Annotated in this window: 17 protein-coding genes and 1 tRNA gene; 9 read left to right on the top strand and 9 right to left on the bottom strand. The window is 72.0% G+C overall.

All coding sequences use genetic code 11. From position 1 onward, the window contains the following. Window positions 1–119 precede the first annotated feature (119 nt). The 3 genes from ACGFYY_RS31940 to hutU are packed head-to-tail and all read right to left on the bottom strand — an operon-like array spanning window position 120 to window position 4,317. Window positions 120–1,460: a formimidoylglutamate deiminase gene (locus tag ACGFYY_RS31940; protein ID WP_393714748.1), complete on the bottom strand. Its 1,341-nt coding sequence runs from the start codon at window positions 1,458–1,460 to the stop codon at window positions 120–122. After that, window positions 1,451–2,641, bottom strand: a complete 1,191-nt coding sequence (locus ACGFYY_RS31935; protein ID WP_365264607.1) for an allantoate amidohydrolase — start codon at window positions 2,639–2,641, stop codon at window positions 1,451–1,453. Before ACGFYY_RS31935 ends, ACGFYY_RS31940 begins: the two co-directional genes overlap by 10 nt. Before the next feature lie 11 nt (window positions 2,642–2,652). Next, window positions 2,653–4,317 carry a urocanate hydratase gene (gene hutU / locus ACGFYY_RS31930; protein ID WP_365264577.1) on the bottom strand — a complete coding sequence of 555 codons (1,665 nt, stop codon included), beginning with the start codon at window positions 4,315–4,317 and terminating at the stop codon, window positions 2,653–2,655. A gap of 104 nt (window positions 4,318–4,421) precedes the next feature. Between hutU and ACGFYY_RS31925 the strand changes: the two genes are divergently transcribed. Next, window positions 4,422–5,789 carry a diaminopimelate decarboxylase gene (locus ACGFYY_RS31925; RefSeq protein WP_393714745.1) on the top strand — a complete coding sequence of 456 codons (1,368 nt, stop codon included), beginning with the start codon at window positions 4,422–4,424 and terminating at the stop codon, window positions 5,787–5,789. A gap of 49 nt (window positions 5,790–5,838) precedes the next feature. On the opposite strand, the gene ACGFYY_RS31920 is transcribed toward ACGFYY_RS31925, so the two are convergent. Then, window positions 5,839–6,396 carry a TetR family transcriptional regulator gene (locus ACGFYY_RS31920; protein ID WP_365264571.1) on the bottom strand — a complete coding sequence of 186 codons (558 nt, stop codon included), beginning with the start codon at window positions 6,394–6,396 and terminating at the stop codon, window positions 5,839–5,841. A 105-nt stretch (window positions 6,397–6,501) separates the two neighbouring features. On the opposite strand from ACGFYY_RS31920, the gene ACGFYY_RS31915 reads away from it, so the two are divergent. After that, window positions 6,502–7,650: an FAD-dependent oxidoreductase gene (locus ACGFYY_RS31915; RefSeq protein ID WP_393714743.1), complete on the top strand. Its 1,149-nt coding sequence runs from the start codon at window positions 6,502–6,504 to the stop codon at window positions 7,648–7,650. 3 nt (window positions 7,651–7,653) lie between these two features. Here the strand turns inward: ACGFYY_RS31915 and ACGFYY_RS31910 are convergent, their stop codons facing one another. Continuing rightward, window positions 7,654–8,496: a MurR/RpiR family transcriptional regulator gene (locus tag ACGFYY_RS31910; RefSeq protein ID WP_365264566.1), complete on the bottom strand. Its 843-nt coding sequence runs from the start codon at window positions 8,494–8,496 to the stop codon at window positions 7,654–7,656. A 140-nt stretch (window positions 8,497–8,636) separates the two neighbouring features. Here ACGFYY_RS31910 and ACGFYY_RS31905 point away from each other — a divergent pair, with 140 nt between their 5' ends. Next, window positions 8,637–9,020 carry a hypothetical protein gene (locus ACGFYY_RS31905; protein ID WP_365264564.1) on the top strand — a complete coding sequence of 128 codons (384 nt, stop codon included), beginning with the start codon at window positions 8,637–8,639 and terminating at the stop codon, window positions 9,018–9,020. Window positions 9,021–9,348: 328 nt separating this feature from the next. Here ACGFYY_RS31905 and ACGFYY_RS31900 read toward each other — a convergent pair whose 3' ends face one another. Further along, a complete protein-coding gene (locus ACGFYY_RS31900) occupies window positions 9,349–10,731 on the bottom strand; it encodes a cystathionine beta-synthase (protein WP_393714790.1) in 1,383 nt (460 codons plus the stop codon). Window positions 10,732–10,859: 128 nt separating this feature from the next. Between ACGFYY_RS31900 and ACGFYY_RS31895 the strand changes: the two genes are divergently transcribed. The 3 genes from ACGFYY_RS31895 to ACGFYY_RS31885 all read left to right on the top strand — a co-directional run bounded on the left by ACGFYY_RS31895 (window position 10,860) and on the right by ACGFYY_RS31885 (window position 14,603). Then, entirely contained in the window at window positions 10,860–11,858 is a 999-nt protein-coding gene (locus ACGFYY_RS31895) for an SGNH/GDSL hydrolase family protein (protein ID WP_393714740.1), read from the top strand. A gap of 197 nt (window positions 11,859–12,055) precedes the next feature. After that, window positions 12,056–13,276: an acetyl-CoA C-acetyltransferase gene (locus ACGFYY_RS31890; RefSeq protein ID WP_365264559.1), complete on the top strand. Its 1,221-nt coding sequence runs from the start codon at window positions 12,056–12,058 to the stop codon at window positions 13,274–13,276. Between the two features lie 511 nt (window positions 13,277–13,787). Further along, on the top strand, window positions 13,788–14,603 hold the full coding sequence (locus ACGFYY_RS31885; protein ID WP_393714788.1) for a hypothetical protein: 816 nt from the start codon (window positions 13,788–13,790) through the stop codon (window positions 14,601–14,603). Here ACGFYY_RS31885 and ACGFYY_RS31880 read toward each other — a convergent pair. After that, window positions 14,587–14,925 (bottom strand): hypothetical protein, encoded by a 339-nt coding sequence (locus ACGFYY_RS31880; RefSeq protein WP_365264556.1) that lies wholly within the window; start codon window positions 14,923–14,925, stop codon window positions 14,587–14,589. The genes ACGFYY_RS31885 and ACGFYY_RS31880 overlap by 17 nt on opposite strands. A 101-nt stretch (window positions 14,926–15,026) precedes the next feature. Here ACGFYY_RS31880 and ACGFYY_RS31875 point away from each other — a divergent pair, with 101 nt between their 5' ends. After that, the gene (locus ACGFYY_RS31875; protein ID WP_030724673.1) at window positions 15,027–15,257 is read left to right on the top strand and encodes a DUF4287 domain-containing protein; all 231 of its coding nucleotides are present in this window, start codon (window positions 15,027–15,029) and stop codon (window positions 15,255–15,257) included. Window positions 15,258–15,375: 118 nt separating this feature from the next. Here the strand turns inward: ACGFYY_RS31875 and ACGFYY_RS31870 are convergent, their stop codons facing one another. After that, window positions 15,376–16,224 (bottom strand): Bax inhibitor-1/YccA family protein, encoded by an 849-nt coding sequence (locus ACGFYY_RS31870; RefSeq protein WP_393714737.1) that lies wholly within the window; start codon window positions 16,222–16,224, stop codon window positions 15,376–15,378. Window positions 16,225–16,579: 355 nt separating this feature from the next. After that, window positions 16,580–16,664, bottom strand: a tRNA-Leu gene (locus tag ACGFYY_RS31865). Between the two features lie 408 nt (window positions 16,665–17,072). Between ACGFYY_RS31865 and ACGFYY_RS31860 the strand changes: the two genes are divergently transcribed. Both ACGFYY_RS31860 and ACGFYY_RS31855 read left to right on the top strand, forming a co-directional pair. Further along, on the top strand, window positions 17,073–17,837 hold the full coding sequence (locus ACGFYY_RS31860) for an ABC transporter ATP-binding protein (RefSeq protein ID WP_365264599.1): 765 nt from the start codon (window positions 17,073–17,075) through the stop codon (window positions 17,835–17,837). Window positions 17,838–17,892: 55 nt separating this feature from the next. Next, a complete protein-coding gene (locus tag ACGFYY_RS31855; RefSeq protein ID WP_393714735.1) occupies window positions 17,893–20,445 on the top strand; it encodes an ABC transporter permease in 2,553 nt (850 codons plus the stop codon). Window positions 20,446–20,508: the final 63 nt, after the last annotated feature.

Raw genomic sequence — 20,508 nt, 5'->3', positions numbered from 1 at the left:
CGCCGCCCCCCCCGCCCCGCGCCCGGCGGCCCGCGCCGGGGGCGGGCGGGGGGGGCGCGCGCCCCCCCACCGCCCCCCCCCCCGGCGCCCCGGGGCGCGGGCGCGGAGCGCCGTATCCGTCAGCCGCGCAGGGCTGCGATCGATTCGGCGAGGGCGGACGGGACGTCCTCGACCAGGGTGTGGTGGCCGTCGCGGACGACGTGGCGGCCGCCGACCACCGTGTGGCGGACGTCCGAGGCGGTGGCCGCGAAGACGGCCGTCTCGGCCCCCAGCCGCGCCGGCGGACCCGCCGTACGGACGGAGTCCAGCGCGATCGTGGTGAAGTCCGCGAGCGCGCCCGCCTCCAGGCGGCCCGCGTCCGGGAGTCCGAGGGCGGCGTGGCCGTCCTCGGTGGCGGCGGCGAGCAGGGCGTTCGCCGTCCAGTGGCCCCGGGTGCGGCTGCGCAGGCGCTCGTTCAGCTCCATCGCGCGGGCCTCTTCGAGCAGGTCGATCACGGCGTGGCTGTCACTGCCCAGGGACAGCGGGCTGCCCGCGTGCTGGAGCCGGGTGGCCGGGCCGATGCCGTCCGCGAGGTCGCGTTCGGTGGTGGGGCACATGCACGTACCGGTGGTGGTGCCGCCCAGCAGAGCGATGTCCACATCGGTGAGGTGCGTGTTGTGGACGCCGATGGTGCGCGGGCCGAGCACGCCGTGGTCGGCCAGCAGCTGGGTCGGGGTGCGGCCGTGGGCGGCCTGGCAGGCGTCGTTCTCGGCGGTCTGCTCCGAGAGGTGGACGTGCAGGGGCGCCCGGCGCTCCTCGGCCCAGGAGGCCACGGTGGCCAGTTCGGCGGCGGGTACCGCGCGGACCGAGTGGATCGCGGCGCCGATCCGGGCGTGGTCGCGGGGCTTGAGCGCGCTCGCGCGCTCGGCCCAGACCTCGGCGGTGCCGTCGGAAAAGCGCAGCTGGTGGCTGTTGGGGGCCTCTCCGAAGCCGGAGGACAGGTACGCGGTGTCCAGGAGCGTGATCCGGATACCGGCCGCGGCGGCGGCCTCGATCAGGGCCTCGCCCATCGCGTTCGGGTCGGCGTAGGCGGTGCCGCCGGGCGCGTGGTGGACGTAGTGGAACTCGCCGACGTTGGTGATGCCGGCCAGCGCCATCTCCGCGTAGACCGCTCGGGCGAGCGCGAAGTAGCTGTCGGGCGTGAGGTTCTGGGCCACCTTGTACATGAGGTCGCGCCAGGTCCAGAAGGTGCCCGAGCCGACCTGGACGGTGCCGCGCAGGGCCCGGTGGAAGGCGTGGCTGTGCGCGTTGGCCAGGCCGGGGATCGTCAGGCCGCGCAGTACCTCGGCGCCGGGCGGCGGGGTCTCGACCCCGGTGCGCAGGGCGCCGATCCGGCCCTCCGCGGTGACCTCCAGGGCGACGCCCGGCTCGACGTGGGTGCCGAGCCAGGCGTGCTCCAGCCAGTACGTCGTCAGCGACATGCCAGGCCTTCCAGTACGTCGGCGAGGGCGAGGACGCCTGCCACGCAGTCGTCCTCTGCGGCGAACTCCCGCGGGGAGTGGGAGACGCCGGTCGGGTTCCGTACGAACAGCATGGCGGTCGGGACGGCCGCCGAGAGGATCCCGGCGTCGTGTCCCGCCCCGGTACCGAGAACGGGGACCGAACCGCCCAGGATCCGGTTCATCTCGTCGCGCAGGGCGTGCTCGAACTCGACGACCGGGGTGAAGGACTCCCGGACGATGCCGAGGTCGATGCCGTCCTGGTCGGCGCGCTCGCGGGCGGCCTTCTCGATGGCCGTGACGACCGTGTCGAGGGTGGCCTGGTCGGCGGCGCGGGAGTCGAGCCAGCCGCGCACGAGCGAGGGGATGGCGTTGACCCCGTTGGGCTCGACCGAGATCTTCCCGAAGGTGGCGACGGCCCCGGCGAGGGCCGCCTCCGTGCGGGCGGCCAGGACGGTCGCCGCGTAGGTGAGCATCGGGTCGCGGCGGTCGACCAGCCGGGTGGTGCCGGCGTGGTTGGCCTCGCCGCGGAAGTCGAACCGCCAGCGGCCGTGCGGCCAGATCGCGGAGGCGATGCCGACCCGGTCGCCGGAGAGGTCCAGGGCCCGGCCCTGTTCCACGTGCAGCTCGACGAAGGCGCCGATGCGGCCCAGGCGTTCGGGGTCGGCCCCGATGGACTCGGGGTCGTATCCGGCGGCCTCCATGGCCTGGGGCAGGGAGACGCCCTCGGCGTCGCGCAGCTCGTACGCCTTCTCCTTGGTCAGCTGCCCGGCGGCGAGCCGGGAGCCGACGCAGGCGAGCCCGAAGCGGGCGCCTTCCTCGTCACCGAAGTTGGTGATGGCCAGCGGCCGGGAGAACTCGGCGCCCCTCCTGCGAAGTTCGTCCAGGGCCGCGAAGGAGGACACCACGCCGAGGGGGCCGTCGAAGGCGCCGCCGTCGGGGACGGAGTCCAGGTGCGAGCCGGTGACCACGGCGTCCCCCGCGAGGGGGTCGCCGAGCCAGGCCCACTGGTTGCCGTTGCGGTCGGTCTCGTACGTCAGCCCGCGCGCCTCGGCCTGCTCCTGGAACCAGGTCCGGCAGTCGGCGTCGGCACCGCTCCAGGCGTACCGGCGGTATCCGCCGGTGCCGGTGTCGCGGCCGATGGGCGCGAGCTCGGCCCACATCTCGTGGAAGGTCACGCGTCGTCGCCCTCACGCATGGGGACGCGGACGCCGCGCTCGTCGGCGACCGACTCGGCGATGTCGTAGCCGGCGTCGACGTGGCGGATGACGCCCATGCCCGGGTCGTTGGTGAGGACGCGGCGGATCTTCTCGCCCGCGAGCTTGGTGCCGTCGGCGACGGTGACCTGGCCCGCGTGGATCGAGCGGCCCATGCCGACGCCGCCGCCGTGGTGGATGGAGACCCAGGAGGCGCCGGAGGCCACGTTGACCATGGCGTTGAGCAGCGGCCAGTCGGCGATGGCGTCGGAGCCGTCGAGCATGGCCTCGGTCTCGCGGTACGGGGAGGCCACCGAGCCGCAGTCCAGGTGGTCGCGGCCGATGGCGAGCGGGGCGGCGAGGGTGCCGTCGGCGACCATCTCGTTGAAGCGCTCGCCGGCCTTGTCGCGCTCGCCGTAGCCGAGCCAGCAGATGCGCGCGGGCAGGCCCTGGAAGTGGACGCGCTCGCCGGCCATCTTGATCCAGCGGTGCAGGGACTCGTTCTCCGGGAAGAGCTCCAGCATGGCCTTGTCGGTCTTGTGGATGTCCGAGGCCTCGCCGGACAGGGCGGCCCAGCGGAAGGGGCCCTTGCCCTCGCAGAACAGCGGGCGGATGTAGGCGGGGACGAAGCCGGGGAAGGCGAAGGCGCGGTCGTAGCCGGCCAGCTGGGCCTCGCCGCGGATGGAGTTGCCGTAGTCGAAGACCTCGGCGCCGGCGTCCATGAAGCCGACCATGGCCTCGACGTGCTTGGCCATGGACTCGCGGGCGCGGGCGGTGAAGCCGGCCGGGTCCTTGGCGGCGTAGGAGGCCATGTCGTCGAAGTCGACGCCGACGGGCAGGTACGCGAGCGGGTCGTGGGCCGAGGTCTGGTCGGTCACGATGTCGATGGGCGCGCCCTCGGCCAGCATCTGCGGGAGCAGCTCGGCGGCGTTGCCGAGGAGGCCGATGGAGAGCGGCTTGCGTGCGTCGCGGGCCTCGACGGCCAGCTGGAGGGCGTGGCGGAGGTTGTCCGCCTTGACGTCCAGGTAGCGGTGCTCGATGCGGCGGTCGATGGCGCGCGGGTCGACGTCGATGCAGATCGCGACGCCGTCGTTCATGGTGACGGCCAGCGGCTGGGCGCCGCCCATGCCGCCGAGGCCGGCGGTGAGGGTGATGGTGCCGGCGAGGGTGCCGTTGAACTTCTTGGCGGCGACGGCGGCGAAGGTCTCGTAGGTGCCCTGGAGGATGCCCTGGGTGCCGATGTAGATCCAGGACCCGGCGGTCATCTGGCCGTACATGGTCAGGCCGAGGTGCTCCAGACGGCGGAACTCCTCCCAGTTGGCCCAGTCGCCGACCAGGTTGGAGTTGGCGAGCAGCACGCGCGGGGCCCACTCGTGGGTCTGCATGACGCCGACCGGGCGGCCGGACTGGACCAGCATGGTCTCGTCCTGCTTGAGGGTCTGCAGGGTGCGGACCATGGCGTCGTACGAGCGCCAGTCGCGGGCGGCCTTGCCGGTGCCGCCGTAGACGACCAGCTTGTCGGGGTGCTCGGCGACCTCGGGGTCGAGGTTGTTCTGCAGCATCCGCAGGGCGGCCTCCTGCTGCCATCCCAGGGTGCTGAGCTCGGTGCCTCGCGCGGCACGTACGGGGCGGGGTCCTGACATGGCGGTGCCTCCTCCGATGTTGGTCAATCTATTCACATCCTCGCGCCCTGAATAGATTCAGTCAACAGCTGCGGTCGGCCCCGTCGAATGATGGGATGGCCGGCATGGCCGCAAACAGCGAGGTCGAGGGTGCCGCCGAGAGCGCCGCGAGGCGCCGGGATCTGGCCGTACGGGCCGCCGTCGCGCAGGGCCTGGTGGGTGGGGGCGACGCCGCGCCCCTGGTCTGCCTGCTGGACGTCGCCGGCATCCGGGCCTCCGCCGCCGCCCTGACCGGCGCCTTCGCGGCCGCCCTCGCGCCCGGCACTCCCGTCCTGCACGCCTTCGCCGTCAAGGCCGCCCCGCTCGTCCCGGTCCTGCGGCTGCTGGCCGAAGCCGGGCTCGGCTGCGAGGTGGCGAGCCCCGGGGAGGCGGCGCTGGCCCGGGCGGCCGGGGTGCCCGCCGACCGGACCGTCCTGGACTCCCCCGCCAAGACGCCGGCCGAGCTGCGCGAGGCCCTGGCCCTGGGCATCGCCGTCAACGCCGACAACCCGCAGGAGCTGGCCCGCCTCGACGGGCTCGTCGGCCGGGCGGCCACGCCCCCCGCCGCCCCGATCGGCCTGCGGATCAACCCTCAGACCGGCGCCGGAGCCATCGACGCCCTGTCCACGGCCACCTCGACCTCGAAGTTCGGGATCGCCCTGCGTGACCCCGGGGCGCGCGCCTGGCTCGTACGGGCCTACCTGGACCGGCCGTGGCTCACCCGCCTGCACATCCACTCGGGCTCCCAGGGCGTACCCCTGACCCTGATCGCGGCAGGCGTACGGGACCTGCACGCGCTCGCCGAGGAGATCAACGCGGCGGCCGGGCGACGCCAGGTCGACACCCTGGACATCGGCGGCGGCCTCCCGGTGAACTTCGCCTCGGACGAGGAGACCCCGACCTTCGCGCGGTACGTGGCCGCCCTGCGCGAGGCGGCCCCCGCCCTCTTCGACGGCTCCTACGGCCTGGTCACGGAGTTCGGCCGGTCCCTGCTGGCCAAGCACGGCCTGGTGCTGGCCCGCGTCGAGTACACCAAGACCAGCGGCACCCGGCCGATCGCGCTCACCCACGCCGGGGTCCAGGTGGCCACCCGCACCGCCTACGCCCCGGCGGCCTGGCCGGTCCGGATCCTGCCGTACGACGCGAAGGGCACCCCGAAGACCGGCGACCCGGTGGCCCAGGACATCGCGGGCCCGGCCTGCTTCGCCGGGGACCTGCTCGCGACGGCCCGTGAGCTGCCGCGGCTCGCGCCCGGCGACCTGATCGGGGTCCCGGACACCGGGGCGTACTTCTTCACGGCCCACTACGGCTACAACAGCCTGCCCAGGCCGGCGGTCCACGGCTTCACGGTGGGCCGGGACGGCCGGGTCCGCTTCAGCCTCGCGCGCCCGGCGCAGGACGTCGCGGCGCTCGTCGCGGAAGCGGGCGGCGACCTGCGCGACGCCCTGCTGTGACCCCCTGGGGGTGGGCCCGACAGCGGCGCGCGCACGCCGAGGGGCGACCTCAGGCGGAGAGCGTGGCGGCCAGGGCGGGGGCCAGACCCCGGACCACGCCCTCCGGGGTCAGCGCGACCACCCCCGGCAGCCGCAGCAGGTAGCGGGTCAGGGCCAGCCCCAGCAACTGCGCGGAGACCAGACCCGCCGCGACCGCGGCCCGCTCCGGGCCGACGGCGGCCGCCAGCGCCGGGGCGACCTGCGCCGCGAACACCTCCCGCATCCGGGCCGCGGCCTGCTCGTTCGTCACCGCGGAGCGCAGCAGCACGAGCAGGGCGTCGTCGGCCGGGTCGCCCTCCCACCGCTCCACGAAATGGCGCACGAGGGCGGCCGGCAGCTCCCCGACCGGTACGGCGCCCAGATCGGGCAGGCGCAGGTCCACCGCGAGGGCGGCGTCGAAGAGCCCCTCCTTGCTGCCGAAGTAGCGCATGACCATGGAAGGGTCGATCTCCGCGTCCGCCGCGACGGCCCGGATGGTGGTGCGCTCGTAACCCTGCGCGGCGAAGCGCTCCCGGGCCGCCCGCAGGATCGCCGTCTTGGTCAGGTCCGAAGTACGTCGCGCCGTCATGCCAACAATCGTAGGCCAACGATCGTTGACATACCAGCGAGACAGGCGCACTCTCATATCAACAGTCGTTGGCCAACAAACGTTGGCCTATCGGAGGAGGCCCGCATGAACAGCACCGCCGCACTCCCCACCCGTACGGACGTGGCTATCGTCGGGGCCGGACCCACCGGGCTCGCCCTCGCCGTGACCCTGGCCGGGGCCGGCGTCGACTTCGTCCTCCTCGACAAGCAGGCCGAGGGCGCCAACACCTCCCGCGCGGCCGTCGTGCACGCCCGCACGCTGGAGGTCTTCGACGAGCTCGACCCGAGCGGCGCCCTGTCCGGCGACCTCGTCGGCCGCGGCGTACGCGTGCGCCGGTTCCGGATCCGCGACGGCGCCCGCCCGCTCGCCGTCGTCGACTTCGACGGCCTGCCCACGGCCCACCCGTACGCGCTGATGGTCCCGCAGTACGAGACCGAAGCCGTGCTCCTGGCGCGCCTGCGCGCCCTCGGCGGCGACGTCCACCGCCCCTACGAGGTCACCGCCGTCACACAGGACGCGGACGGGGTCACCCTCACCACCGCCACCGGGGAGACCCTGCGTGCCGCACACGTCGTGGGCGCCGACGGCATGCGCAGCGTGGTCCGTGGGGCCGCCGGGATCGGCTTCGGCGGCAGCGCGTACGAGGAGTCCTTCGTCCTCGCCGACGTCGTCATGGACTGGACCCCGGGGCCGGGCGAGGTCACGCTCGCCTTCGGCGCCGCCGGGCCTACCGTGATCGCCCCGCTGCCCGGAGGGCGCTACCGGATCGTCACCGCCGTCGCCGGGGCCCCCACCGAACCGGACCTCGCCTTCGTGCAGGGCCTGATGGACGAGCGCGTCCCGGGCACCGCGGCCGTCCGTGGACTCGTCTGGTCCTCCCGGTTCCGGATCCACCACCGGATCGCGGACCGCTACCGCGCCGGACGGCTGCTCCTCGCCGGGGACGCGGCCCATGTGCACAGCCCGGCGGGCGGTCAGGGCATGAACACCGGCATCCAGGACGGCTACGCCCTCGGCCGCGCCCTGGTCACCGGGGACCTCGACGGGTACGAGGCCCGCCGCCGCCCCGTGGCCCGGCGCGTGGTGGCCCTGACCCACCGGATGACCCGGGCCGCGACGGTCCGCAACCCGGTCCTGCGCGCCGCGCGCAACGCCCTGCTGCCGCTGCTCGCCCGCGTCCCGGCGCTGCGCGACCGTCTCGCCACCGAGCTGGCCGAGCTCACCTACCGCTGAGGCTCACTCCACGAACAGGCTCCGCGCGGCCGCCCGCGCGTCGAAGGCCTCCAGCCGGGCCTGCGCGTCCGGGAGAGCGTCCGCCATCGACTCCAGCAGCACCCGCCCCAGCAACATCGGCGCGCACGCCGTGTCGAAGGCCAGCCCGGTACCGACCTGCGCCGGGATCAGCAGGTCCGAGTGGCGGGCCACCGGGGCGAAGGCCGAGTCGGCGACCGTGACCACGGTCAGGCCGGCCCGCCGCGAGCGTTCCAGCGTGTCCACGACCTCCCGCGGGTGGCGGGGCAGCGCGAAGCAGAGCAGCGCCGTGGCGCCCTCGTAGCGCGCCGCGTCGATGCGGTCCTCCATCATCGAGCCGCCCTCGTCGAGGAGCCGTACGTCCGGGTGAACCTTCGAGGCGAAGTACGCGAACCCCCGCGCCTGGGAGGACGCCGCCCGCAGCCCGAGCACCAACAGCGGGGTCGAGGCCGCGAGCAGTCGCCCCGCCTCCTGGACCGGCGTGGGATCGGCGAGCATCGCCGCCAACTGACGCAGGTTCTCGATCTCGCCGAGAACGGCCTGCTGGTACTCGTTGTACGCGTCCTCCCGCGCGGCCTCGGGCCGCTCGGCGGGGGCCACCTCGCGCAGGTGGCGGCGCAGCGCCGGGTAGCCGTCGAAGCCGAGCGCCACGGCGAACCGGGTCACCGAGGGCTGGCTCACCCCGGCCAGCTCCGCAAGCTCGACGCTCGACAGGAAGGGCACCTCCGCCGCCCCGCGCACCATGCAGTGCGCGATCCGCCGCTGGGTCGGCGTCAGCCGGTGCCCCTCGAACAGCTTCTGCAGCCGCGCGGCCGGGCTGTCACTCATCCCGTCCCCTCCGTCCCGGTGAGATATTCAGTCACGGAGCACTCTGCATGCGGTTATGCAGCGGAGCAAGCCGTGCCCGCGATCCGGATAGGGGTGCTAGCCCCAGTGCCGGGGCCTGCCGGGGTTCCTACGGTGGGGACATGGACGCGCACGCCCGAGAGTTGAAGAAGGAATTCGACGCGACGCTGGACGCCCGCCGCGAGCTGGGTCCGGAGTACGAGGCCGCACTGGTGGACTCGTTCGTCGAGAAGGTCGACACGCAGGTCCGGCGCCGGCTCGCCGAGGAACGCCTGTCCGCGGCCCGCGGTGACGGCCGGGCGCCGTCCGCAGCCCTGGGGGACGGGAACTTCGGCGAACGCTTCGGCTTCGCGATCATCACCCTGGTCCTGGCGGTCCCGCTGTCGGCGATCGCCGTCACCCAGGCGCGCCTGCCGGGGCTGATCGTCGCCTGGGCGGGGATCGCGGGCGTGAACCTCATCCACGCCGCTCGCCTCGGGCGCGGTCGGCAGGCCCCCCGGGACTGAGCCCTGCCACCACCGCCGCACGCGCGAACCGAGCCCGAAAAAGATGGCGCGGGGACCGCCGCACCCTCGGTCGCCCGAGGGCCGGGACGACAGCGGTCCCCGCGAAGGACACGGCCGGGTCAGGGCCGTCCGCGTCCGTGGCGTTCGCGCGGTCCGGGAGCCGCTCCGGAGGGTGCTCGAACGCCGTTCGGTGGTGCCGGCCGGGCTCCGGTCTCCCGGACTCCCCCGCCGACAACCACCACTGTGCCCCAGCCGTGTTAAGCCGGTGCTGCCGTCACGTGTCGGGCCCGTACCGATCGCGCGAAGGCCGTGCGTCGTGCCGTACGGGCTACTTCGCGCCCTTGGCGAGGAAGGCCAGCAGGTCCTGACGGCTCACCACGCCGGTGGGCTTGCCCTCGACCAGCACGATCGCCGCGTCCGCCTCGCCGAGCACCGCCATCAGCTCGGACACCGGCTCGCCGGAGCCGACCTGCGGCAGCGGGGAGCTCATGTGCTTCTCCAGCGGGTCGGTCAGGGAGGCCCGCTGGGCGAACAGCGCCGCCAGCAGCTCCTTGTCGACCACGGAGCCGATGACCTCGGCGGCCATGACGTCCGGGTGACCGGCGCCCGGCTTGACGATCGGCATCTGCGAGACGCCGTACTCGCGCAGGACCTCGATGGCCTCGCCGACGGTCTCCTCGGGGTGCATGTGGACGAGGGAGGGGATGCCGCCCTCCTTGTCGTTCAGCACGTCGCCGATGCGCGCGGCGGGGCCGGCCTCCTCCAGGAAGCCGTGTCCCGCCATCCACTCGTCGCTGAAGATCTTGCTGAGGTAGCCGCGCCCGCTGTCCGGCAGCAGGACGACGACCACGTCGTCCGGGCCGAGGCTCTCGGCGGCCTTCAGCGCCGCGACGACCGCCATGCCGCAGGAGCCGCCGACGAGGAGGCCCTCCTCCTTGGCGAGGCGGCGGGTCATCTGGAAGGAGTCCTTGTCGGACACCGCGATGATCTCGTCCGTCACGTTCGGGTCGTAGGCGGTCGGCCAGAAGTCCTCACCGACGCCCTCGACCAGGTACGGCCGGCCCGATCCGCCGGAGTAGACCGAGCCCTCGGGGTCGGCGCCGATGACCTTGACCTTGCCGCCGGACACCTCCTTGAGGTAGTTGCCGGTACCGGAGATCGTGCCGCCCGTGCCGACGCCCGCGACGAAGTGGGTGATCTTCCCGTCCGTCTGGTCCCACAGCTCCGGACCGGTGGTCTCGTAGTGCGAACGGGGGTTGTTCGGGTTGCTGTACTGGTCGGGCTTCCAGGCACCGGGCTCACGCGCGAGGCGGTCGGACACGTTGTAGTACGAGTCCGGGTGCTCGGGGTCGACGGCGGTCGGGCAGACCACGACCTCGGCGCCGTACGCGCGCATCACGTTGATCTTGTCCATGGACACCTTGTCAGGGCAGACGAAGATGCACTTGTAGCCCTTCTGCTGGGCCACGATGGCGAGTCCTACACCCGTGTTGCCGCTGGTCGGCTCCACGATGGTGCCGCCGGGCTTGAGGGCTCCGCTCTGCTCGGCGGCCTCGATCATCCGTACGGCGATCCGGTCCTTCACGGATCCACCGGGATTGAAGTACTCGACCTTCGCAAGGACGGTGGCCTGCAGGCCTTCGGTCACACGGTTGAGCTTCACCAGCGGGGTGTTGCCGACGAGGCTGATCATCGAGTCGTGGAATTGCACCATGTTCTCCAAGGAGGGGACTCCACGGGTTCTCCGGGAGGTCCGGCCAGAGTATGCGGAAAGGGATTGGCCGACCGTACGTACGGGGCAGGTAGGGATCAATGAGCACCGAGGAGGTGGCCTGAAGGATGTCCAGGGCGAGGACAGCCCGCCGGATCGCGGCGGGGGCGGCGTACGGCGGAGGCGGACTCGGACTGGTCGGGGCCGCCGCGGTCGGGCTGGTGGTGGCCGAGATGCAGTTCGCGAGGCGGGCGGTCGGGTCCGGGCTGCCCGAGCCACCGCGGGCCGACGGGCTCTACGGGAGTGAATTCGGCGGGCCTGAGCTGAGCCCGGGCCCGCTGCGCCTGGGCATGCTGGGTGATTCCACGGCCGCGGGACTGGGCGTACGGCGGGCCCGGCAGACTCCGGCGGCCCTGATGGCCTCGGGGCTGGCGGCGGTGGCCGAACGGCCGGTGGAGCTGCGCAACGTAGCCCTTTCGGGGGCCATGTCGGACGACCTGGACCGGCAGGTCGGCCTGCTGCTGGACGGACCCTCGCCGCCTCCGGACGTCTGCGTGATCATGATCGGCGCGAACGACGTGACACGCCGGATGCCTCCGACCCAGTCGGTGCGGCTGCTCACCTCGGCCGTGCGCAGGCTGCGCATGGCCGGCGCCGAGGTCGTCGTGGGCACCTGCCCGGACCTGGGCACGATCGAGCCGGTCTACCAGCCGCTGCGCTGGCTGGCGCGCCGGGTCTCGCGGCAGCTGGCCGCCGCGCAGACCATAGGAGTGGTCGCGCTGGGCGCCCGGACGGTCTCGATGGGGGACCTGCTGGGCCCGGAGTTCGCCGCGAACCCGCGCGAGATGTTCGGCCCGGACTCCTACCACCCGTCGGCGGAGGGGTACGCGACCGCCGCCATGGCCGTGCTGCCGACCCTGTGCGCGGCGCTGGGCCTGTGGCCGGAGTCGGACCGGCTGGACGTGTCCCGGGACGAGGACATGCTGCCGGTGGCGAAGGCGGCGTCGGCCGCGGCGGGCCAGGCGGGTACGGAGGTCACGGCCGCCCGCGGCCCCTGGGTACTGCTCAAGCACCGCCGCCGGCGTCGGGTGCCGGCCACGGACCCGGCCCAGCCGGTGGTGCCGTAGGGGCTTCGCACGGGTCGACGCCGCACGGGTTGACGCCGCCCGCCGCGACGCCGGACCGTCGTCATGTCGCGCGCCCGCGACCGGATCGCGGGCGAGTGCGGTCCGTGTCACACGCCCCGGCCGGTGACCTGGACCGTACGGGGCGGTAACTTCGCTTGCGGTCCCGCACAGAGCCGCAACACACCCTTGGAGTCCCGATGCCCGAAGCCGTCATCGTTTCCACCGCCCGCTCCCCGATCGGGCGCGCCTTCAAGGGGTCCCTCAAGGACGTGCGGCCGGACGACCTGACCGCGACGATCATCCAGGCCGCCCTGGCCAAGGTCCCCGGGCTGGACCCGCGCGAGATCGACGACCTGATGCTCGGCTGCGGCCTGCCCGGTGGCGAGCAGGGCAACAACCTGGCGCGCATCGTGGCCGTGCAGATGGGCATGGACTTCCTGCCCGGCACCACGATCACCCGTTACTGCTCCTCCTCGCTGCAGACCTCCCGGATGGCCCTGCACGCGATCAAGGCGGGCGAGGGCGACGTCTTCATCTCGGCGGGCGTCGAGACGGTGTCGCGGTTCGCCAAGGGCAACTCGGACTCGTGGCCCGACACCCACAACCCGCTCTTCGCCGACGCCGAGGCCCGCACGGTGGCCGTCGCCGAGTCGACCGGCTCCAGCTGGCACGACCCGCGCGAGGACGGCCTGGTCCCGGACGCGTACATGGCGATGGGGCAGACCGCCGAGAACCTGGCCCGCCTCAAGGGCGTGACCCGTCAGGACATGGACGAGTTCGGCGTCCGCTCGCAGAACCTGGCCGAAGAGGCCATCAAGAACGGCTTCTGGGCCCGCGAGATCACCCCGATCACCACCCCCGACGGCACGGTCGTCTCCGGGGACGACGGCCCGCGCGCCGGCGTGACCCTGGAGGGCGTCCAGGGCCTCAAGCCCGTCTTCCGCCCCGACGGCCTGGTCACGGCCGCCAACTGCTGCCCGCTCAACGACGGCGCCGCGGCGCTGGTCATCATGAGCGACACCAAGGCGCGCGAGCTGGGCCTGACCCCGCTGGCCCGGATCGTCTCCACCGGCGTCACCGGCCTCTCCCCCGAGATCATGGGCCTGGGCCCGGTCGAGGCGTCGAAGCAGGCCCTGAAGCGGGCCGGCCTCACGGTCGGCGACATCGACCTCTTCGAGATCAACGAGGCCTTCGCGGCCCAGGTCATCCCGTCGTACCGGGACCTGGAGATCCCGCTGGAGAAGCTGAACGTCAACGGTGGAGCCATCGCCGTCGGTCACCCCTTCGGGATGACCGGTGCGCGCATCACCGGCACGCTGATCAACAGCCTGCAGTTCCACGACAAGCAGTTCGGCCTCGAGACGATGTGCGTGGGCGGCGGCCAGGGCATGGCCATGGTGATCGAGCGCCTGAGCTGAGCCGTAGCGGAGGGTAGGGGTCGTGCGAGGAACGAGCGCGGCACCTGCCCGCAGCGGTGGCGAAGCTCAGCGCGACCGAAGAAGCGAGCGCCTGAGCTGAGCCGTAGCGGAGGGTAGGGGTCGTGCGAGGAACGAGCGCGGCACCTGCCCGCAGCGGTGGCGAAGCTCAGCGCGACCGAAGAAGCGAGCGCCTGAGCTGAGCAAGCGTTCGAGCTGATTCGATCAAGGACGGCCCCAGACGCCGCAAGGGATCCGGACGGATCCCTTGCGGCGTACCGGCACCCGATCCAACCCCGTCGCGGCCTACCTGTGACCAAATTTCCCCCAGGATGTGACCTATCTCCTGGGGGATCAATGTTTACCCAGGTCAGGGCTGGTACGGATGCGGCGGGTGTGACCAAAGCCCTGTCCATTTCGTGACGTAATGCACTGCACGCCATTCCCAGGTCGGGACACTCTGATGTAGGAAGTCGGGGGATCGAATCACCTCAGGAGTTAGTCAGTGAGCGCCATGTCTCTTGCCCTGCTGCTGACCACGGCCGCTGCCACGGCCGTGGGCGCTGCTGCGCTGCACGCCGTCCACGGTCTGCGCAAGCAGGTCGCCGCCCTGCGCACCGAGCTGGCGGCGCCGGTCCACCCCCGCGGTGCGACCGTCCCGCACGCCCGCAGCGCCGTGGAATCCCCCGCCGCGGAGATACGAGCCGCCGTGGCCGAAGCCCTCGCCGAGGAGCGCGAGCGCGAGCTGGCCGAGGCGCGGGCCTTCTGGGCCGCGCAGGAGGCGCGTGACGCCGCCGACGCCCCTTCGCTGCTGGGCGGCCTGCCCGGGCTCGGCGAGGACAACCCGGTCTTCCTGCCCCGGCAGGCCGATCTGGTGGGGCTGGAGCCCGTACTCGGCGAGGAGATCCTCGACGAGATGCCCGGGTACCCCGAGGATTCGGCCGAGCTGGCCGCCGCGCGCCGGCGCCACCCCTCGCACCCCGACTTCGTCCCGGTCCAGGCCTCGCACCCCGGCGCCGACCACGAGCGCACCGTGAACCGCCTGGAGGAGCTCGCGGAGGCCCGTACGGCCCTCGCGGACGTCCGCCCGGGCCCGCTGGGCACCCTCGACGTGTACGTCTTCACGGACGGCACGACGCTGTGCATGACCCCGGGGCACCGGGAGACCGCGGAGCGGCTCGCCGAGGCCCTGCGTTCGGGCACCGCACCGGTCCTGCTGGGCGGCTCGGGCATCTCCGGCGCCTACGCGCTGACCTTCTCCTGCGGTGACACCGAGGACCCCGAGAGCAACGTCTACATCCTCGCGGACCGCGTCATCGCATCGCTCTGACTTCCGCCCGCTCCACCAGCCGCACGGCCTCGTCCAGCACCTCGGACGGGGCCTTCGCGCTGTCCGGGGCCGCGGCGCGCAGCGCCTCGGCGAGGTCCAGCCCGGTCACCGCCACCTGATCGCCGACCACGAAGATGCCGGCGTCCGGCACCTCCTTCGGCTCCTGCCCGGGGGTCTCGATCCGCTGGGCCCGTACGGACAGTTCGCGGGCCAGGTCCAGCGCCGCGGCGGCGGCACCCTGCTGCAGGCGGCTCTGCGGCGCGGCCCGCAGCCGGTCGGCGAAACGTTCCACGACGGCGGTCAGGGGCGAAGTATCAAGCACCCGGCCGACCTTACGCGCCGCCCGGGCCCCATTGCCAACGGGCGAACTCTCCGGCACGGTGGCGTGAAGAGAACAGCACGGCGATACCTCCGGAGGCGCCCATGTCCGTAGAGTTCTCCGAACAGACCCACCGCAACATGATCGACAGAATCCCCCAGACCACCGGTCGTGAAGTCTCCGACTGGCTCCGCACCGTGGACGACGGCCCCTCACTCGTCCGGTTCGAGGAGAAGGTCAGCTGGCTGCGCGGCGCTCACGAGCTGTCGTACGGCCAGGCCAAGGCGATCATCCACGAGTACGACCTGCGCAGAGCCGCACGCCGGCTCGGCTGAGCCCCTCTCCCCCGACCTCGTTTCCCGTACCCCTATGCGCGGGAAGGCCCCGCGAGCCGAGTGCTCGCGGGGCCTTCCCCATGCTGTGCGCAGGCCGGTGGTCGGCGTGCGGGTCCTGCTAGTCGTCGCCCGAGAGGATCGAGAAGATGCGCAGCATCTCGACGTAGATCCAGACCAGGGTCATGGTGAGGGCGAAGGCCGCCAGCCAGGCCTCCTCGCGCGGGGCACCGTAGGTGATGCCGTCCTCGACCTGCTTGAAGTCGAGGGCGAGGAAGCAGGCGCCGAGGATGACGCCGATGGCACCGAACAGCAGGCCGAGGCCGCCACTGCGGAAGCCGAGGCCGTCACCGCCGAAGATGAGCGCGACCACGAAGTTCACGAGCATCAGCAGCATGAAGCCGAGGGCCGCGGCCATCACGAAGCCGTAGAAGCGGCGGGTGACGCGGATCCAGCGCATCTTGTACGCGAAGAGCACGGCGGCGAAGACGCACATCGTGCCCATCACGGCCTGCATGACCACGCCGGGGCCGAGGTAGGTGCTGACGGCCGCGCTGATGACGCCGAGGAACACACCCTCGAACGCCGCGTACGCCAGGATCAGGCCCGGGACGGGCTTGCTCTTGAACGACTGGACGATCACGAGGACGAGCGCGACGAGAGCCGCGCCGATGGCGATGCCGTACGACTTGCCGAGGTTGTCCGGGTCGACCGGCAGCGCGATCCAGGCGAGGGTGGCCGTCACGACGAGCGTGCCGAGCGTCATGGCCGTACGGCTCACGACGTCGTCCATGGTCATCACGTTGGCGCGGGCCGGGGCCTGCGGCATGCCGGTGGTCGGGTCGGCCGCGTACGGGTTGGTCGCGTACGGGTTGGTCCCGGCCTGCTGCGGCTGCGCGTCAAAGCCCGCGTAGCCACCGTTGTCGCGGCTGAACCCCCGTCGCGAGAAGACCGGGTTACTGCTCCTCATCTCACTCCTCCGTGGCCACCGAGCGCGGCCTTGCAACAAGAGTAATGCGCTCGCAAAAAAAGCACCCTACTGCTGGAGGAGGATCTTAGGAGAGGCCACGACGGAGCGCAGTGAATAAAGAGGCCGTAACCGGTCCGGCCCCTCCTACCCGTCCGGCCGGGCGTGCCGGGTGGCCGCCGCTCGGTCGTGGCGTACCGGGCGGTCTTCACCCGGCTCGGTGGGCGACGGCGGTCCGGTCCGGTTGACGTCGTCGCGCAAGGTCCCGGGCTTCTCGTGCGTGGGTGGCGCGGGCGACGCGCACGTCCCCCGCATCCGCGGTCGGTCGATCCCGCGGGGCCGGACACCGTGCCGTTGATGGTGCCCGGAGCCGGACTTGAACCGGCACGGCCCGAAGGCCAGCGAGGTTTAAGCTCGCCGTGTCTGCATTCCACCATCCGGGCAAGGCGTGGCGGCCCCCGTGAAAAAGCCTTGAACGCTGAGTCGAGCCTATCCGGATCACTCCCTGTGCCAACCTGCGAACTTTCCGATGTTGTCTGATTTTATTGGCGCTTGAGGGTTCGTCAGGCCCGAGAACGCACGGTCGGCCCGTTCTGGACGTCGATCACCACCTGTACGGGAATGACGGGATTTCGACGGCCCCCGCCACCCCCCGCGCCACCCTCCCCGCCACCCCGGGCCACCGCCCCCCGACGGGTGCCCTGTCATACCAGAGGAGGACGCGTGCCCGTCCGCCGTCAGACTCCAGTGGGCCGAGGAACAGGCACGGCGGCTGATCCGGGGCGGGGGTACCCGCGGCGAGGATGGAAACGTCCCCGCACCGCAGACCGAGGAGCCGTCCCGTGACCACCATGAACTACGCCCCGCACACCTCTCAGGCCGTGGCCGCCCGCGCCATCGGCCTCTCCAAGGTGTACGGCCAGGGCGAGACCCAGGTGCACGCCCTCAAGAAGGTCAGCGTGGACTTCACGCAGGGGGAGTTCACCGCGATCATGGGACCCTCGGGCTCCGGCAAGTCCACCCTGATGCACTGCGTCGCCGGACTCGACACCTTCTCCGAAGGCTCCGTCCGCATCGGCGACACCGAGCTCGGGAGCCTCAAGGACAAGCAGCTCACCCAGCTCCGCCGGGACAAGATCGGCTTCATCTTCCAGGCCTTCAACCTGCTGCCGACCCTGACGGCCCTGGAGAACATCACGCTCCCCATGGACATCGCCGGCCGCAAGCCCGACAAGCAGTGGCTGGACGCGGTGATCAACATGGTCGGCCTCTCCGAGCGCCTGTCCCACCGCCCCACCCAGCTCTCCGGCGGGCAGCAGCAGCGCGTGGCCGTGGCCCGCGCCCTGGCCTCCCGCCCCGAGATCATCTTCGGCGACGAGCCCACCGGAAACCTGGACTCCCGCTCGGGCGCCGAGGTCCTGGGCTTCCTGCGCAACTCGGTGCGCGAGCTCGGCCAGACCGTGGTGATGGTCACCCACGACCCGGCCGCCGCCTCCTACGCGGACCGCGTCATCTTCCTCGCCGACGGCGCGATCGTCGACCAGATGCACAACCCCACCGCCGACGGCGTGCTGGACCGAATGAAGGCCTTCGACGCCAAGGGCCGCACCAGCTGATCCGGGCCACCTCCGCAGCCCTCCTCCAGACTTCCAGCCCCAGGACTCGAAACCCATGTTCCGTACAGCCCTGCGCAATGTCCTCGCGCACAAGGCCCGGCTGCTGATGACGGTGCTCGCCGTCACCCTCGGCGTCGCCTTCGTCTCCGGCACCCTCGTCTTCACCGACACCCTCAAGAAGTCCCTCTCCGGCCAGTCCGCCAAGGACTACGCGGGCGTCGCCGTCTCCGTCACCTCCTACGGCCAGGGCCGCAACGACCAGGGTGAGAAGGAGGGCGAGCCGGGCCTCGGCCAGGCCACCCTCGACAAGGTCAAGGCGCTCCCGGGCGTCGAGTCCGTCTCCGGACGCGTCAGCGGATTCGCCGGCGTCGGCGACGAGAACGGCAAGCTGATCGGCGCCGGCTGGTCCAACCAGGGCTCCAACTTCACGCCCGTCAAGGACGGCAAGAACCCGCGGTACGCCTTCGTCGCGGGCGCCGGTCCGGCCAAGGCCGACGAGATCGCGCTCGACAAGGCGACCGCCGAGACGGGCAAGTACAAGGTCGGCGACAAGGTGCGCGTCGCCACGAACGGCCCGGTGAAGGAGTACTCCCTCGCCGGTGTCTTCACCACCGAGGACGGCGGCGTCCAGGCCGGCGGCAGCCTCGTGCTCTTCGAGACCAAGGTCGCCCAGGAGCTCTACCTCAAGCCCGGCTACTTCCACGAGATGTCGGTCGCGGCCAAGGCAGGCACCTCGGACGAGAAGCTGCTCGCCGACATCAAGCCGCTGGTCGACGGCAAGCACACCACCGCCCAGACGGGCGCCGCGCTCGCCGAGAAGCAGGCCAAGGACATCGAGAAGGGCCTCGGTCAGATGGGCACCATGCTGCTCGTCTTCGCCGGCATCTCGCTCTTCGTCGGCATCTTCCTGATCTACAACACGTTCACCATGCTGGTCGCCCAGCGCACCAAGGAGCTGGCCCTGCTGCGCGCCATCGGCGCCAACCGGGGTCAGGTCATGCGCTCGGTGCTCGCCGAGGCCCTGGTCGTCGGCGTCGTCTCCGCCGTCGTCGGCCTGCTCAGCGGCATCGGACTCGCGGTCGGCATGCGCTCGGTGCTCGAATCGTTCGGCGCCAAGCTCCCGGGCGGTGACCTCGTGATCGCCCCGGGCACCATCGTCGCGGCCCTGGTCATCGGCGTCCTGGTCACCACGGTCGCCGCGGTGCTGCCGGCCTGGCGCACCGGCCGGATCGCCCCGGTCGCCGCCATGGGCAGCGCCCACCTGCCCGCCACCGCGAAGTCCCTGCTCGTCCGCAACATCCTCGGCTCGATCATCAGCGTCATCGGCATCGGCCTGGTCCTGCTCGGCGTCTCGAGCGGCGGCGACACCGGCCGTATGACCATCGGCGCGGGCGCCTTCTTCATGCTCATCGGCATGATCGTGCTGCTGCCCCTGCTCGCCAGGCCGGTCATCGGGGCCCTGCGCCCGCTGCTGCAGAAGGTGTTCGGGATCCCCGGCAAGCTGGCCTCCCAGAACGCCGTCCGCAACCCGCGCCGCACCGCCGTCACCGCCGCCTCGCTGGCGATCGGCCTGACCCTGGTCACCACCCTGTCGGTGCTCGGCATCACCGTCGGCAAGGTCGTCGACCGGATGAGCACCGAGAAGCTCAAGGCCGACTACAAGGTCTCCATGGCCGGCGGCATGGGCTACCTCGACCGGTCGGTGACCGAGACGCTGGCCAAGACCCCCGGCATCAAGGCGGTCTCCCCGCAGACCGCCGGGTACTTCATGGTCGGCGACGACTTCCGGTCCGCCTCCGGCGTCAACCCGGCCGGCATCGGCCGGCTGCTGAACATCGAGACCGTCAGCGGCTCCGTGGAATCCCTCGGCAAGGGCGAGATCCTGGTCGCCGAGAAGACCGCGAAGAAGGCGAACCTCGCCGTCGGTTCCACGGTGAACGTGAAGTACGAGGACGGCCAGACGGAGACCCTGAAGGTCGGCGCGGTCTACAAGGACATGGAGGGCCTGCTCTCCCCGTACGTCCTCGACGACAAGATCCTCAGCAAGCACAGCGAGGAGAGCGCCGTCTCCGAGGTGTACGTCAACGTCGACGGCGGGGCCTCCAAGGCCGGTCAGCAGAAGGTCGTCGACGCGCTCGGCAAGAACCCGGCCATCAACGTCGCCACCCAGCAGGACATGCGCAACGAGATGGGCGGCATGATCAACACCATGCTGAACATCATGTACGGCCTGCTCGGCATGGCACTGCTCATCTCGGTGCTCGGCGTGGTCAACACGCTGGCGATGTCCGTCTTCGAGCGGACCCAGGAGATCGGCATGCTGCGGGCGATCGGTCTCGACCGGGGCCGGGTCAAGAACATGATCCGCCTGGAGGCCGTGTCGATCTCGCTCTTCGGCGCGGCGCTGGGTGTCGCCATCGGCGTCTTCCTCGCCTGGGCCGTCGGCAGCACGCTGGCGAAGTCCATGCCGAACTACGAACTGATCCTCCCGTGGGACCGGATCGGCATCTTCCTCCTGCTGGCCGCCGTGGTCGGTGTCCTGGCCGCCATGTGGCCGGCCCGTAGCGCCGCCCGCCTGAACATGCTCACCGCCATCAAGACGGAGTAGCGGCGGCAGGGACACAGGAAGGGCCCCGGGGCACACCGCCCCGGGGCCCTTCCGCGCTCCCGA

The organism is Streptomyces sp. NPDC048331, assembly GCF_043201215.1.
Lineage (GTDB): Bacteria > Actinomycetota > Actinomycetes > Streptomycetales > Streptomycetaceae > Streptomyces.
This window is presented reverse-complemented; position numbering and strand designations above follow the sequence as displayed.